The organism is Streptomyces sp. NPDC003284 (assembly GCF_053589675.1).
The window spans coordinates 465,197-478,891 of record NZ_JBSFSI010000001.1 but is presented as its reverse complement, the minus strand read 5'-3'; the positions used below and the strand labels follow the sequence as shown (position 1 = coordinate 478,891).

The 13,695-nt window shown below is 75.0% G+C and carries 12 protein-coding genes; 3 read left to right on the top strand and 9 right to left on the bottom strand.

What is annotated here, in order from left to right; translation table 11 throughout:
• Positions 1-307 precede the first annotated feature (307 nt).
• Positions 308-1,120 (top strand): SAM-dependent methyltransferase, encoded by an 813-nt coding sequence (locus ACWDYF_RS02180; RefSeq protein ID WP_389463486.1) that lies wholly within the window; start codon positions 308-310, stop codon positions 1,118-1,120.
• A 69-nt stretch (positions 1,121-1,189) separates the two neighbouring features.
• Positions 1,190-1,717, top strand: coding sequence for an NUDIX hydrolase family protein (locus ACWDYF_RS02175; protein WP_018566739.1), 528 nt, complete (start codon positions 1,190-1,192; stop codon positions 1,715-1,717).
• A gap of 28 nt (positions 1,718-1,745) precedes the next feature.
• On the opposite strand, the gene ACWDYF_RS02170 is transcribed toward ACWDYF_RS02175, so the two are convergent.
• The 7 genes from ACWDYF_RS02170 to ACWDYF_RS02140 all read right to left on the bottom strand — a co-directional run bounded on the left by ACWDYF_RS02170 (position 1,746) and on the right by ACWDYF_RS02140 (position 9,741).
• Positions 1,746-3,218 (bottom strand): sialate:H+ symport family MFS transporter, encoded by a 1,473-nt coding sequence (locus ACWDYF_RS02170; protein ID WP_389463483.1) that lies wholly within the window; start codon positions 3,216-3,218, stop codon positions 1,746-1,748.
• Between the two features lie 61 nt (positions 3,219-3,279).
• Complete coding sequence (locus ACWDYF_RS02165) at positions 3,280-3,966, bottom strand: N-acetylmannosamine-6-phosphate 2-epimerase (RefSeq protein ID WP_389463480.1); 687 nt, start codon at positions 3,964-3,966, stop codon at positions 3,280-3,282.
• Positions 3,963-4,982: an ROK family protein gene (locus ACWDYF_RS02160; protein ID WP_389463477.1), complete on the bottom strand. Its 1,020-nt coding sequence runs from the start codon at positions 4,980-4,982 to the stop codon at positions 3,963-3,965. Before ACWDYF_RS02160 ends, ACWDYF_RS02165 begins: the two co-directional genes overlap by 4 nt.
• Positions 4,979-5,938, bottom strand: coding sequence for a dihydrodipicolinate synthase family protein (locus ACWDYF_RS02155; protein WP_389463475.1), 960 nt, complete (start codon positions 5,936-5,938; stop codon positions 4,979-4,981). Before ACWDYF_RS02155 ends, ACWDYF_RS02160 begins: the two co-directional genes overlap by 4 nt.
• 287 nt (positions 5,939-6,225) lie before the next feature.
• Positions 6,226-6,993: a FadR/GntR family transcriptional regulator gene (locus ACWDYF_RS02150; RefSeq protein WP_389463472.1), complete on the bottom strand. Its 768-nt coding sequence runs from the start codon at positions 6,991-6,993 to the stop codon at positions 6,226-6,228.
• A gap of 191 nt (positions 6,994-7,184) precedes the next feature.
• Positions 7,185-8,816: an amidohydrolase gene (locus ACWDYF_RS02145; RefSeq protein ID WP_389463469.1), complete on the bottom strand. Its 1,632-nt coding sequence runs from the start codon at positions 8,814-8,816 to the stop codon at positions 7,185-7,187.
• 76 nt (positions 8,817-8,892) lie between these two features.
• A complete protein-coding gene (locus ACWDYF_RS02140) occupies positions 8,893-9,741 on the bottom strand; it encodes a TetR/AcrR family transcriptional regulator (protein ID WP_389463467.1) in 849 nt (282 codons plus the stop codon).
• A 76-nt stretch (positions 9,742-9,817) separates the two neighbouring features.
• Here ACWDYF_RS02140 and ACWDYF_RS02135 point away from each other — a divergent pair, with 76 nt between their 5' ends.
• Positions 9,818-11,287 carry a purine-cytosine permease family protein gene (locus ACWDYF_RS02135; protein WP_389463465.1) on the top strand — a complete coding sequence of 490 codons (1,470 nt, stop codon included), beginning with the start codon at positions 9,818-9,820 and terminating at the stop codon, positions 11,285-11,287.
• A 36-nt stretch (positions 11,288-11,323) separates the two neighbouring features.
• Here the strand turns inward: ACWDYF_RS02135 and ACWDYF_RS02130 are convergent, their stop codons facing one another.
• Together ACWDYF_RS02130 and ACWDYF_RS02125 are read right to left on the bottom strand one after the other, a co-directional pair.
• Positions 11,324-11,944 (bottom strand): response regulator, encoded by a 621-nt coding sequence (locus tag ACWDYF_RS02130; protein WP_037889860.1) that lies wholly within the window; start codon positions 11,942-11,944, stop codon positions 11,324-11,326.
• 167 nt (positions 11,945-12,111) lie between these two features.
• The gene (locus tag ACWDYF_RS02125) at positions 12,112-13,437 is read right to left on the bottom strand and encodes a sensor histidine kinase (RefSeq protein ID WP_389463462.1); all 1,326 of its coding nucleotides are present in this window, start codon (positions 13,435-13,437) and stop codon (positions 12,112-12,114) included.
• Positions 13,438-13,695: the final 258 nt, after the last annotated feature.

Here is a 13,695-nt window from a genome sequence, read left to right as displayed (position 1 = left end):
CTGTGGGAGGGCGGAGCGGGCGGGCGGTGCGGCGGCGGGCCGGGGGCGGGGCCGCACGGCCGGGCCCCGGCCCGCCGGTCTCCGAGACAAACACGGCGCGCGCCCCGCGGGCAAACGCCGTCCGCGGGGCGCGCGTCCGGTCCGGTCCGCCGATTCCCGGGACACCGTGATCACCGCGCGGCACAATGGCTGGGACCGGCGGGTGGACGACGCCGCCGTGATACACGCGTAGACGGGACCGGGACGTACGACCGGACACTGACGACCGGGACGTACGACGGACACAGACGAACCAGGGAGCACGGACGTGAGCGAGAGCAACACCCCGTCGGGCGGGTCGCCGAGGCTGAACACCGGGGTGGCGCACAACGCGCGGGTCTGGAACTACTGGGTGGGCGGCAAGGACAACTACGAGGTCGACCAGCAGGTCGGCGAGCACGTCGCCGGGATGTTCCCGGTGATCCGCGAGGTCGCGCGCGCGGACCGCGAGTTCCTGGGCCGGGCGGTGCGTTTCCTGACCGCCGAGCGCGGGATACGGCAGTTCCTCGACATCGGCACCGGGCTGCCCACGGTCGACAACACGCACGAGATCGCCCAGCGGCTCGCCCCCGACGCGCGGATCGTGTACGTCGACAACGACCCGATCGTCCTCGCCCACGCCCGCACCCTGCTGACCAGCACCGCCGCCGGGGCCACCGACTACATCGACGCCGATGTGCACGACCCGGACGCCATCGTCGAGCGGGCCTCCGAGACCCTGGACCTCGGCCGCCCGGTCGCGGTGATGATGCTCGGCATCCTGAACTTCGTCCTGGACACCGACAAGGCCCGCGAGATCGTCCGCCGGGTCGTGGCGGCCGTCCCGCCGGGCAGCTTCCTGGTCCTCACCCACCCGACCCTCGACGCCGACCTGGGCGGCGAGGGCAACGTGGGTGCCATGGCGTTCTGGAACGAGAACGCCACTCCCCCCATCACCGCCCGGCCGCGCGCCGAGGTCGCCGCCTTCTTCGAGGGCCTGGACCTGGTCGAGCCGGGTCTGGTGCCCTGCTCGCGGTGGCGGCCCGAGGCCGGGCCGTCCGCCGTGGTGCCGCAGTTCGGCGCGGTGGCCGTGAAGCCGTGACGCGGGGCGGCGCGCCCGCCGCCCTCCCCCATCGGGAATGACTGAAAGTATGATCAAGCAATGTCTGACATGACCGAGATCACGCCCGGTTGGCTGAGCACCGACGAACTGGAGTCGGCGCGCGCCCGCATGCCGATCCTGTACGTCGAGGCGGTGCCGGTGCGGGTCGACGACAGCGGCGAAGTGACCAGCATCGGACTGCTGCTGCGCATCGGACCGGACGGTACGGTCAGCCGGACGCTGGTCTCCGGCCGGGTGCTGCACCACGAACGGGTGCGCGACGCCCTGCTGCGCCACCTGGAGAAGGACCTCGGGCCGGTGGCGCTGCCCCGGGTGCCCGCCTCCCTCCAGCCGTTCACGGTGGCGGAGTACTTCCCGACGGTGGGCGTCACGCCGTACCACGACCCGCGTCAGCACGCCGTCTCGCTCGCGTACGTCGTCCCGGTGGCCGGTGACTGCCGGCCCCGGCAGGACGCCCTGGACCTGGTCTGGTTCACGCCGCAGGAGGCGGTCTCCGCCGCCCTCCAGAGCGAGATGCCGGGCGGGCACGGCGTGCTGCTGAAGCAGGCGCTGGCGCACGTCGGGTACGTGGCCTGAGCCGGGTCCCTCGCGCGGTGCACGGCCCTCAGGGGCGCGCGTGCTGCGGTGTGCCCTCGGGTGCCCCGCCGCCGTCCTCGCCCATGAGGTGGTCGGCCGGGCCCTCCGGGTCGAGCAGCCGGCCCAGCCTGCCCGGCACGTCGAGACCGACCAGCAGCACCACGATCATCGTCCCGGCGAAGGTGAGGACGGCCAGCGCCTGCCCCAGGTCCATGCCCGAGGCGAGGTGCGCGCCGAGCACGGGCGCCACGGCGCCGCCCAGCGCACCCACGTTGTAGGTGAAGCCCAGGGCGGCGGCCCGGGAGTGGGTCGGGAAGTGCCCGCCGATGTAGCGCGGCAGCAGCCCGGAGATGCCGAAGCTGGTGGCCTGGAGCACGAACAGCAGCACGCCGAGCAGCGGCAGGCTGTCCTTGACCGCGAACACCGGGAAGACGAAGGCCAGCGACGCGAGCAGGGTGAAGGCGTACGCCTTCTTGGTGCCGATCCAGTCGCCGACGAAGCCCGCCAGCCAGCAGCCGGCCATCGTGCCGAAGCCCGCGTAGAACAGCACGTCGGTGACCTGGCCCGGGTCGTAGCCCAGGTCGGACTTCAGATAGGTGGGCAGCAGCGCCTGGATGGGCCAGGAGTACAGGAACGCGAAGAAGATCGTGACGATCATCGAGACATAGAGGAGCCAGCCGCGCCGCCCGCCGAGCTGCACGGCGAAGGCGATCAGGCAGATTCCGGCCACCACCGACAGCAGCGGCACCAGGCCGTCGCCGAGCGGGGTGAAGACCGCGAAGAGCGAGACGGTGGCCGCGACCGCGAGCACCACGTTCACGGTGGCCCTGGCAGAGGTGGCGAAGAGCGGGCGGAAGGGGTTCGGCCGCTGTCCGCGCTCGGCGACGGACGCCTTCCAGTCGGCGGCCTCGGGCAGGGCGCGGCGCATCCACAGCGCGATCAGGACGGGGATCAGGCCCAGATAGAACATCCAGCGCCAGCCGAGGTTCGGCACCACCCACTTGTACACCTCGGCGGCCAGGACCGTGCCCACCGAGTATCCGGAGATCAGGAAGCCGCTGGCCCGGTTGCGCATGTGCACCGGCCAGCTCTCCATCACATAGGTGGCGCTGGACGAGTACTCGCCCGCCATGCCCATGCCGATGGCGAGCCGGGCGACGAACAGGCTGGTGTAGTCCCAGGCGAACCCGCAGGCGAAGCTGCCCAGCGAGTACAGCAGGATGCTCACCACCATCGACAGCTTCCGGCCGAAGCGGTCGCCGAGGGCGCCGAGCACCGCCCCGCCGAGCCAGCGGGTGATGAAGGCGGCGGAGACCAGGCTGGCGGCCTGGACCGTGTCCAGGTGGAAGTCGTCGCTGATCTCGGTGAGCACCAGGGTGATCAGGACGAAGTCGAAGCCGTCGAGGAGATAGCCGATCCAGGCGGCGAAGAACGACTTCCACTGGCTGCGGCCCACCTGGCGGTACCAGGGGGACGAGGGCGGCGCGGTGGTGTGGGGCACGGTGACTCCAGGATGCCGGACGGACTCGTCGTCGAGTGCGGTCGGGAACGAGGGAGAACGCTCAGGGACGGGTGAGACGGGTCACGAACCGCCGGGTGAGCGCGGTCGGGGCGGTGATGGCGGTGCCGACGACGACACTGTGGGCGCCCTTCTCCAGCGCGGCGGCGGCCTCCTCGGGGGTGCCGATACGGCCCTCGGCGACGACCGGGGCGGCGGTCGCGGCGGCGAGGGCGGCGACCAGGTCCAGGTCGGGTCCGGACCGCCGCGGGGATCCGGGCACGTATCCGGACAGGGTGGTGGAGACGAAGTCCGCGCCCTGTCCGGCGGCGCGCACGCCTTCCTCCAGGGTGGCGACGTCGGCCATGACCAGGGCGCCCGCCGCGTGCACGGCGGCCACCAGATCGGCGAACGAGCCGCCGTCCGGGCGGGGCCGCCCGGTGGCGTCGGCGGCGACCACGTGCGCACCGGCCTCGGCGACGGCGAGGGCGTGGCGCACGGTCGGGGTGATGTAGACGCCGGTGTCGCCTTCCTTCCACAGGCCGATCACGGGCAGGTCCACGGCGGCCCGGACGGCGGCCACCACCTCGGGTTCGTTGACGCGGATGCCCGCGGCGCCCCCGGCCGCGGCGGCGCGGGCCAGCGCGACCAGGGTCGGCGTCCCGCGCATCGGGTCGCCGGGCGGTGCCTGGCAGGAGACGATCAGCCGGCCGCGGACGGCGGCGGCGACGGATGCCGCGGACAGGGTCATCGGGTTCCTCCGGGTGGGGGCTGGGGCACGGCCGGGCCGGGCGCGGGGGCCGCGGGACCGTGCAGCGGGGTGGTGCGGGTGAGCAGGGCGGCGCCCCGGACGGCCGCGTCGGCGCCCAGGCGCGGGGGCACGGGGCGCAGCGCGCGCAGCGGGGCCATCAGTTCGGCGCGGAAGGCTTCGGTGAGCGCGGTCCAGTACAGCGCGCCGATGCGCGGCACGCCGCCGCCGACGACGACCCGGTCCGGGCCCAGCGCGTTGGCCAGACCGCCCAGCACCCGTCCGGTGGCGCGGGCCCCGGTGGTGATCGCCCGCCGGGCGGCGGCGTCGCCCCGCGCGGCGCGCCCGGCCACGTCCTGGAGCTGTGCGACAGGCTCGCCGGTGAGCCGTCCGTACAGGGCGGTGATGGCGGGCCCGGCGGCCACGGCCTCCAGATGGCCGCTGCCGCCGCAGGTGCAGGGCAGCCCCTCGGCCTCCGGGCTGGGCACATGGCCGAGGTGACCGGCGATGCCCGCGCTGCCGTGCAGCATCCGGCCGTCGACCGCGACGGCGCCGCCGACCCCGGTGCCCACGGCGGCCAGGACGAGCGAGCGGCGCGGGCCGCCGAGCGCGGCCAGTTCCGTGGCGGCGGTGGCGCGTACGTCGTTGTCGCAGGCGACCGGCAGGCCGGTGCGCGCGGACAGGCCCGCGGCCAGTGCGGTGCCGGCCCAGCCGGTGAGGGAGTCGGTGGCGCTGGTGACGGTCCCGGTGACCGGGTCGATGACACCGGCGGCGGCGACGCCGATCGCCCCGGCGCCGTCGTCCACCTCGCGGGCGGCGGCGGCCAGCGCGTCCAGGACCGCCGCCGCGCCCGCGCGGGCGGGGGTGGGCCGGGTGCGGCGGCGCAGCACCGTGCCGTCCGCGGCGACCAGGGCGGCGTCGATCTTGGTCCCGCCGAGGTCGAGGCCGATGACGGGACCGGCCGCCGTGCCCGTCCCGGGGCCGGGTCCGGCCGTACCGGACGGCTGGGCGGCGGTCATCGGACCGGGGTGAGTCCGGCGGCGCGCAGCCGGGCGGCGACGGCGGCGACGGACGAGGCGCTCAGCGGGATCTGCGGGAACGCGGTGTCGCCGTGGTCGATGACGCCCAGCAGCCGCAGCGCGGCCTTGAACGCGCCGAGCGCGGAGGAGCTGCGGCCCATCTCGTCCTCGGGGCCCGCGTCGACCATGGCGAACAGGGCGGCCAGCCGCTCCTGCTCCGCGGCCGCGCGCGACCAGTCACCGGCTCGGGCCGCGTCGTGGAGGCGTACGTAACCGGCGGGGTCGACGTTGCCCAGTCCGGGGACGACGCCGTCGGCGCCCGCGAGCAGGGCCGCGTCCACGGTCAGCTCGGACCCGGTCAGCACCGAGAAGGCGGGGACCGGTCCGGCGGCGCGCCCTTCCCGGCCGCCGAGCGCGACGAGCAGGCGGCGCAGCGAGCCCTCGTCGCCGCTGCTGTCCTTGACGCCCGCGAGGGTGCCGTCGGCGGCCAGGTCGAGCACCAGGGCGGGCGAGAGCTTGCTGTGCACGGAGACCGGGAGGTCGTAGGCGAACAGCGGCAGGTCCACCCGGTCCCGGACGCGGCGGAAGTGCGCGGCGGTCTCCCGGGGGTGGGTGCGGGTGTAGAAGGGCGCGGTGGCGACCAGCGCGTCGGCCCCGAGCCGGGCCGCGGCGCGGGCGTGGTCGAGGACGCGGGGCGTGGTGGTGTCGATGACCCCGGCGAGCACCGGTACCCGCCCGTCGACCACGTTCACCACGGTCTCCAGTACGGCACCGCGCTGCTCGTCGGTGAGGTACGCGACCTCGCTGGTGGAGCCGAGGGCGAACAGGCCGTGGACCCCGCCGTCGAGCAGGTGCTCGACCAGCCGGGCCAGGGAGCCCGTGTCGATGTCTCCCTGGGCGTCGAGCGGGGTGCAGACGGGCGGGACGACGCCGCGCAGGGGTGCGGTCAAGGGCATGAGTACTTCTCCGTGGATGGTGCCGGACAGGGACGTAGGACGTCTGACGTCCGAACTTTAAGCACCCTTCGGGCGGGCGGGTCAAGAGGGAGGTGGGTCACAGGTGGGGACGTGAAGGGGGCAGGGCGGGAGCGATACATGTCGATGCATGGCATGCACATGACAATCACAGTCGACACACCGGGCACCCCGGGGCTCCTCCGGCTCCCGGGGCTTCGAAGCTCCCGGGAGCCGGAGGAACGGGGTAACGACCGGAGGGCGGCGGAGGACGCCGGGCCGGGCGGGTGTCAGGAGGCGGGCGCGGCCCCGGTCGCCGTGCCGTCCTGAGCGGCGCGGGCCTGGGCCAGCCGGGCGCGTACGGGTGCGTAGTGACCGGCGAGGGCGCGCGAGAAGGCGTCCGCGTCGCGGTCCCTGACCGCGCGGACCAGGGCACGGTGGTCGGCGACCGTACCGGCCTCGTCCGCCTCGGAGCCGCCCTGGAGATGCGGCGCCACGAGGGCGTACACGTCCCAGAACGCCTGGGAGAGCTGGCTGACCAGCTGGTTGCCGATCGGCTCCATCAGCCGTTCGTGGAAGGCGCGGTCACAGGCCGCGAGGTCCTCGCCCGCGGCGCCGAGGGCGTCCATCTCGTCCACCAGCGCGTCCAGCGCGTCCAGATCGCCGGGGGCGAGCGCCGCCAGGATGCGCTCGGCCATGCCGCGCTCGATCAGCTCGCGCACCTCGATCAGCTCGGACAGGATCCGGAAGTCGTCCTGGGGGCTGAGCAGGCCGCGGAAGACCAGGCCCTCCACCAGCGCGGACAGGCTGAGCCGGCCCACGTACGTCCCGTGGCCGTGCCGCACCTCCACGATGTCGAGCACGGCCAGGGCCTTGACCGCCTCGCGGATGCTGGACCGGCTGGCGCCGAGCGCGGCGCACAGCTCGGCCTCGGACGGCAGCGGGTCCCCCGGCTTGAGGCGGTTGTCGAGGATGTACCTCTTGATCGCCTCCGAGACCTCCTGCCGCAGCGACGGCCGGGCCGTCGTCCGGAACTCCTGCGGACGCGACGGGTTCACTCCTGCCCCCTCCTCGATGACTGCGCCTGCCCCTTGCGCAGGCCGCACCCCAGCGTATCAAGGTACGACATCAGACATCTGATGACCCGTGGACCAGCGCTCCGGCGGCCCGTCCGCCGCCATCGCTCCGTCCGCCACCGCGCCGTCCGCCGCCGCTCCGCCCGTCGCCCGCTGCCTCGCCCGGCCGGTGCTCAGATCCCGGCGGCGCGGTGGGTGGGGCGGCCGGCCACCACCGTGAGCAGGACCGGCAGCTCCGCCAGATCCGCGTCGGCCACGTCGAGGGGGTTGTCGGCGAGCACCGTGAGATCGGCACGGTACCCGACGGCGAGACGGCCGGCCCGGTGCTCCTCCCCCGCGACCCAGGCCGGGTTGAGGGTGATCCCGCGCAGCGCCCGGAGCGGGGTCAGCGCCTGCTCGGGGCCGTGCGGCGGCCGGGAGAGGTCGCCGGGGCGGCGGTGCCGGGCGCCCGCCATGACACCGAGGGGCGGATAGGGCGCGATGGGCCAGTCGGAGCCGAGGACGACCCGGGCGCCCGCGTCCCACAGGTCGCGGCAGCGGAACGCCCGCGACGCCCGCTCCTCGCCGAGGCGGCGCGACCAGTTGTCGGTGTGGTCGGCGCGCGTGTACTCGCAGCAGTGGGTGGGCTGCATCGAGGCCGCCACCCCGAGCCGGGCGAAGCGCGGCACGGTGTCGTCCGGGACGGTCTCGATGTGCTCCACCCGGTGCCGTACCGTCGCGCCGTCCGCCGCCGGGCTCTCCGCCTGCGCCCGCTCCACCGAGTCCAGGACGTGACGCACGGCGGCGTCCCCGATGGCGTGGGTGGCCGTGGGCACCCCGGCCCGGTGCAGCGCGCCGACCACCCGGCGGTACTGGTCGGGGTCGGGCCAGAAGGCGTCCCGGGACTCCCCGTGGCAGTCGGGGCTCTCCAGCCAGGCGGTGCCGTTGTCGATGGTGCCGTCCATGAACATCTTCACCCCGGCGACCTGCCACAGCCTGCCGCCGGTGCCCTGCTGCCGGACGAGTCCGTCGACCGCCTCCGCGTCGGCGCCGGGCTGGCACCAGGGCGCCACCCGCAGCCGCAGGGGCAGTTCGCCGTCGCCCTCCAGCGCGCCGAGAATGTCGAGGGTCGCGCCGTTCGCGTCCATGGCGTGCCCGCCGGTCAGCCCGGTCGCGGCCATCTCCCGCAGCACCTCGGCGGTCCGTGCCCGCACCTCGTCCCCGGTGGGCCGGGGCGCGACGGCCTCGACGAGTTCGCAGGCCGCGTCCTCCAGCAGCAGCCCGGTGGGGCGGCCCGCCTCGTCGCAGACGATCTCGGCGGCCTGCTCGAACCGGCGGGGCCCGTCGACACCCGCCTGCTCCAGCGCACGGGCACTGGCCAGCATGGAGTGCCCGTCGAACAGGTCGATCAGGGCCGGTACGCCGTCGAGGACCGGGCCGAGGGACGCGGCGGCCACGGGCGCGTCGCCGAAGGTGTTCGGGTCCAGGCCCCAGCCGCGCAGCCAGCCGCCGGGCGCGAGCGCCGCGGCCGGCCCGGCGAGCGCCGCGCGCACGTCCGCCAGGTCGCGGCAGGCGGAGAGGTCCACGCCCATGGTGCGTTCGGCGCCGGAGACCGGGTGCAGATGGCCGTCCGTGAAGCCCGCGGTCACCACCGCGCCCTTCAGGTCGATCACGGTGGTCGCCGGTCCGGCCAGCGCCCGGATCTCGCGGTCGTCCCCGAGGTGGGTGATACGGCCGTCTCCGGCGGCCAGCGCGGTGTGCGGCAGGAGCGAGCCCGTGCCCGGGTCGAGCAGCCGGGCGGAGAGCAGGACGAGATCGGGGGACACGGGTCACTCCTTGCGAACTGGTGGTGCGGATGTGCGGGGTGTGCGGGGTCCGGTGGGGCGGTGGGCGGTGGCGCCGCTACGGGGCGGAGGACTCCGAGGGCTCCAGGGGCTCCGAGGGCTCCGTGCGGGCGGCCGGGGCCGCTCCGGAAGCGGACCGGGGCCCGTGACCGGAGCCGGATCCAGGGCCGGAGGCGACGGTGGACGCGGCGGGGGCAGCGGCGGCGGCCGTGGTCCGTGCCGACGCGCGGGCGCTCCCCTCGTCGGGGGCGTTCCGTACGGCGGGAACCGCGCCCTCGGCGGGTGCGGCGAGCGTGCCCGCGGGCAGCCCGAGCGCGTTCTCCGCCGTGGCGGCGGCCATGCCGCTCACCGCCGCCGGGTGCTCGGCCGTACCGGTGTTCGCGTGCGCGCCGAGGCCGTCGAGGACGACGAGGATCTGGACGACGGCCACGGACACGTCGGCCGGGCGGAACTCGCCCGCGTCGACGCCTTCCTGGACGAGCGCGCCGAGACGACCGCGCCAGGCGGCCTCCTGTCCGACGACCCGCTCGCGCAGTTCGGGCCGGTAGCGGCTCAGGTGCCGGGCGTTGATCCACAGCCGGCTCATCGTGTCGTAGGCGTCGCCCGTCGTGCGGGCGAGGAACCGGGCCAGGCGCAGGGTGGGCGTCTCGCCGGGCCGCCCGGCCGGGACCAGGGCGTCCAGCTCGCCGGTCGCGGCGCTGCCGAACGCCTCCGCCACGAGATCGTCGGCGGCGGGGAAGTAGTGGCTGATCAGCCCCGGGCGCACCTCCAGTTCCTCGGCGATCCGGCGCAGGGTGACGCACTCCAGCCCCTCGGCCAGCGCGATCGCCGCGGCGGTGCCGACGATCTCCGCACGCCGGGTGGCCGGGTCTTTGCGAATTCGTTTGCGGCTGACGCTTGACGACATGTGCCGGATGCTATTGAGTGACCGACCAATAAGCAAGCTCCGACCGGTGAGCACGCTCCGAACGCCCGGAGGGACAATGGCGTCCACGATCCCCGACCCGCACCCGGACGTCGACGACCGTCCCGGCGCGCCGCCGCCCCCCGAGCGCGCGGCGCGCGTCGAGGCCCACGGCATCGACCACATCCCGGACGGCGAACGCCGTGGTCGGCCACGGGAGTTGTTCTCCGTGTGGGCCGCCGCGAACGTCAACTACCTGAGCCTGGTGGTCGGCGGCGCGCTCGTCCTGATGGGCCTCGGTCTGTGGCAGGCGCTCGCGGTGATCGTGGTGGGCAACGCGTTCTGGCTGCTGACCGGGGTGCTGGCCGTCTCCGGCCCGGCCGCGGGCACACCGAGCGAGGTGATCACCCGCGCCATGTACGGGATCCGCGGCAACCGCGTGAACAACGCCGTCGTCGGCTGGCTGATCTCCGTCTGCTACTTCGCGCTCAACCTCGCCGCCGCCGCGACGGCGGCCTTCTCCCTGGCCGGTGAGGCGGGCCTGCCGGTGAACACCGGGGTGAAGATCGTCGTGGTGGTGCTCGTCGCGGCCCTGACCCTCACCATCAGCGTCTACGGCCACGCACTGATCATGAAGCTGTACCTCCCGATCACCCTGGCCCTCACCATCGCCTTCGCGGGCGTCGCGGTCGCCGTCGTCCGGCACGCGGACTTCTCCTACACGCCCGAGCAGCCGCTGACCGGCACCGGACTGTGGGCGGCCGTCCTCGGCGGGATCGCCCTGGTCGCCTCGGGCCCGCTGTCGTACACGACCAGCGCGGACTTCTCCCGCTATCTGCCCCGTACGACATCGGCGCGGGCGATCGTCGGCTGGACGGCGCTCGGCGGCTTCCTGCCGGGCACGCTGGTCTGCGCGCTGGGCGCGTTCGCCGCGACCGCCGTCGACATGACCGACCCGCAGAGCGCGCTGCGCGGGATCCTGCCCGGCTGGTTCGACCCGGTCTTCCTGCTGGCGCTGATCCTCGGCACCGTCGCCATCAACGCCCTGACCGCCTACAGCGCGGGCCTGGCCCTCCAGGCGGTGGGCGTGCGCATCCGCCGCTCGCTCAGCGTCCTCGTCGACGGCACGGTCTCGGTCGCGCTCACCCTGTACGCGCTGCTCGTGTCGAACTTCCTCGACACGGTGAACAACGTCCTCCAGCTCACCGTGGCCCTGCTCGGCCCCAGCATGGCCGTCTACGCCACCGACATCCTGCTGCGCCGCAACCGCTACGACGGGCGCGCCCTGATGGACGAGACGCCGGGCAGCTCCTTCTGGTACTCCGGCGGCGTGAACCGGGCCGGAGCGGTCGCCGTCCTCGCGGGCACCGCCGTCGCGTCCCTGTGCGTCGACACCCTCTACTACACCGGGCCGATCGCGTCCGCCCTCGGCGGCGTGGACCTCGCCCTGCCGGTGGGCCTGGTGGTCGCGTCGGTGCTGTACGCCGCGCTGCTGCCGAGGACGGGTCCGGGGCTCCGGCTCGATCCGCCTCCCGCCGACCGGCGGTAGGCAGGCCGGGGGCCGGGGGCCGGTCCCGGTGGTGGTTCAGGGCAGCAGGCGCTGTTCCTTGGCCACCGCCACGGCGCCCGCGCGGGTGTCGACGCCCAGCTTGTCGTAGATGCGCCCCAGGTGGGTCTTGACCGTGGCCTCGCTCAGGAACAGGGCCTTGGCGATGTCCCGGTTGGTGAGCCCGCGGGCGAGCTGGCCGAGGATGTCGCGCTCGCGGTCGGTGAGGCCGGGGCGCGGGCTGCGCATCCGGGCCATGACCCGGTGGGCGACCGGCGCCGACAGCGCGGTACGGCCGGCGGCGGCGCTGTGGATCGCCGTGAACAGCTCGTCGGGGCGCTCGGCCTTCAGCAGGTACCCGGTGGCGCCCGCCTCGATGGCACGGGTGATGTCCGCGTCGGTGTCGTACGTGGTCAGGACCAGGACGTGGACGGCGCCACCGGAAGCGGCGGTGATCCGGCGGGTGGCCTCCACACCGTCCATCGCCTCCCCCAGTTGCAGGTCCATGAGGACCACGTCGGGGGCGAGCTTCGCGGCGAGCGCGACCGCCTCCGCCCCGCTGTCCGCCTCGCCCACCACCTCGATGCCCGCCGCGCTGCCCAGCAGGGCGCGCAGACCGGCGCGGACCACGGCGTGGTCGTCGCACAGCACCAGCCGCACGGACGGCGCCGCAGCAGGCGTGGCGGACGCGGCCCGCTGCTGTGCTCCGGTCGGTCCGTACGGTTCATCAGCCTCGTCGTACGAGCCGGTCGGGACATCTGCTTCGTACGGGCCGGTCGGGTCATCAGCTGCGTCCGGGCCGGTCGAGCCGGTCGGTCGGGGGTGGTTCACGGTGCGGGGACCTCCGTGGGACTGGAGCCGGGGCCGGGTGCCGCGGGGAGCGGTACGGCGGCCGAGACGACGGTGCCGTCGCCGGGCGCGGACTCGACGGTCAGGGTGCCGCCGAGCTGGCGGACCCGGGCGCGGATCGCGGGCAGCCCGTGCCCGCGCACCCCGGAGGGCCCGTCGGCGCGCACCGCCCGCGCGCCGGTGTCCAGGCCGCGCCCGTCGTCCGCGACGTCAAGACGGACCTGGTCGCCCAGATAGGTGAGGGTGAGGGCGGCCCGGGTCGCGCCGGAGTGCTCACGGACGTTGGCGAGGGCGCCCTGCGCGATGCGCAGCAGCGCGGACTGCACCCGGTCGGGGAGCCCGGCAGGCCCCGGGGTGCCGTCGATGTGGCAGGTGACGGTGCGCTCGGGTGTGCTCTCGCGGGAGGCGAGGCCGCGCAGCGCCGCTTCCAGGCCGTCGCCCTCGGCGAGGTCGGCCGGTGCCAGGTCGTGCACGAACCGGCGGGCCTCGGTGAGACTGCGCTCGGCGATCGTGCCGGCGGTGCGCACATGGGCGCGCGCCTGCTCCGGATCGGTGTGCCACAGCCGGTCGGCGGCCTGGAGCAGCATCCGCTGGCTGGACAGGCTCTGGGCGAGCGTGTCGTGGATCTCCATGGCGAGCCGCTGGCGCTCGGCCAGGGTGCCTTCGCGGCGTTCGGTGGCGGCCAGTTCGCGGCGGGTGCGGACCAGGTCGCGGATGAGCGCGGCCTGACGGGTCGCCTGCCGGTCCATGCGGGTGAAGACGGCGGTCGCCAGGAGGGCCACGGCCGGCGGGCCGACCACCAGGTCGACGTCGATCCGGTCGGCCAGCCGCAGTTGCGCCACCACCACGAAGGCGGTGAAGAACGCCACCAGCGTGTACGCGGCGCGTTCGGGCAGAGTGCGCAGCGCGGTGTAGAAGAGCGGCACCGCGCACCAGGCGAAACTGGGCGCCAGCGCGACCAGCACCGCCCAGACCGCGACCAGCGCGCCCAGCCGCAGCAGCCCGCCGGGCGACGGCCGCCGCTGTCCGGGGGCCGCGCCCGCGGCGCCCGCGTCCCCGGCGGCGAGTCGGTCGCCGGGCGGCCCGTCGGCCGTGCGCCCGCCGATGACGTACAGCACCGCCAGCGCCCCGGCCAGCGCCAGGACGGCGGGCACCTGCGGCTGGGCGCCGTGCCGCTGCACATAGCGGGCCAGGGCCGAACCCAGCAGCAGGAAGAACGCCAGATGGACGGCGAACGCGAGCCCGCGCGCCCCGCCGTCGCCGGACCTCGGCCCGCCCGGGACGGGACGGCTGCTGGACTGCATGGACTGCTCCGCTCCTCCCCGGACGGGGCTTCTGGCGCCTTCTGTCATGTTCTGGAACCGGCTGCGGCATCTTCCCGCACCGGGACGCACGGCGGCGCCGACGGCATCGGCGTACGGCGGCACTGACATTGTCGCCCCGGCCGCGCCTCGCGGGGTCAACCGTTCGGATGACCCCGCCGTCAGCCGTACCGCGCGCCGGAGCGAGCCGGTACGCCGACGGCGGCGCGGGGTGAGGGGCCCGAGGCTGGAGGCACGGCG